General features: G+C 56.5%; 1 protein-coding gene. It reads left to right on the top strand.

Going from position 1 to position 1,403, the window contains the following annotated elements:
- Positions 1 to 1,363: ShlB/FhaC/HecB family hemolysin secretion/activation protein (locus tag C6H66_RS25485; protein WP_105397079.1), on the top strand; the 1,363-nt coding region annotated here is incomplete at its 5' end.
- Positions 1,364 to 1,403: the final 40 nt, after the last annotated feature.

Raw genomic sequence — 1,403 nt, 5'->3', positions numbered from 1 at the left:
CGATAAAGGCATTAGCCGGCTGATAACCCAGTTGCAAGATCAGCTCATTAATCACGGCTATGTCACCAGCCGGGTTCTGGTTCCTCCCCAGGATCTGCGTACCCAAACGCTAAAACTGGTGATGATACCGGGCAACATCCGGCATATTCGCTATACCCCGGATAGCGGCCATTATATTCAACGCATCACGCCCTTTCCCGCGCGTGAAGGCAAACTGTTGGATTTACGGGATATTGAGCAGGGATTGGAAAACTTGCAACGTTTCCCGACCGTGCGGGCGGAGATGAACATTGTCCCGGCAGCGCAGCCGGGGGAGAGCGATATTGTGCTGGACTGGCGTCAGTCCCGCCACTGGCGAATCGCCACGTATCTGGATGATACCGGCTCCAAGAGCACCGGACGTTATCAGGGCGGTTTAACCTTCTTTCTGGATAACCCGCTGGCGCTCAGCGATCTGTTCTATCTCTCCGAGGGACGCGATATTCATTCGTCTGCCGGGAAGGGCAGCCAGAACGACACGCTCTATTACTCCCTGCCCTTCGGCTACTGGATGGCGAGCGTGACGGCCAGTCATTACGATTATACCCAGACGATAGCCGGGCTGAATCAGGCGATCCAATACCGGGGCAAAAGCCAAAACCTGGCGGTCCAGCTTAGCCGGGTGCTACATCGTAACGCCGACCAGAAAACCGGGCTTAACGGTGAAATTTATCGTCGGGCATCCCGTAATTTTATTGATAACACTGAAATCGATGTTCAGCGCCGGGAAACCGCGGGCTGGAAGCTGGGGCTGTCTCATCATCACTTTATCGGCAGCGCGACGCTGGATACCAAAGTGACTTACCAGCAGGGCATGCGCTGGTTTGGCGCACAACCGGCACCGGAAGAGTACCGCAATGAGGGGACCGCCTTGCCTAAAATCACCCAGTTCTCGGCAACGCTTTCCGGGCCGTTAACGCTGTTTTCTCAGCCCTTTTCTTATCAGACCCAGTATTTGCGGCAGATAAGCGCCAGCCCATTGACGCCCCAGGATCGCTTCTCGATTGGCGGTCGCTGGACGGTGCGCGGCTTTGATGGCGAGTTGACCTTATCCGCTGATCGGGGCTGGTACAGCCGCAACGAACTGGACTGGCAAACCCCGCTGAAAGGGCAGTCGCTGTATCTGGCAATCGATTATGGCGAAGTGGGCGGCCGGGGCAGCGACGCGCTGCTCGGAAAACACCTGGCGGGGAGCGCCCTGGGCTGGAGAGGCAACCTGAAAAAGGTGAGCTACGACCTGTTTGTCGGCGTCCCGCTGTCCAAACCCGCCGGTTTCCAAACTTCCCCCGTCACGGCCGGATTCAACCTGTATTGGCAGTATTAATTCAAATAACAAAACTGCCGGTGGGTAGTGTTGTGTGGAG

This window comes from Photorhabdus hindustanensis, from assembly GCF_002968995.1.
Classification (GTDB): Bacteria; Pseudomonadota; Gammaproteobacteria; order Enterobacterales; family Enterobacteriaceae; genus Photorhabdus; species Photorhabdus akhurstii.
Note: the sequence above shows the minus strand (reverse complement) of the source record. Positions and strands in the feature narration are given on the sequence as shown.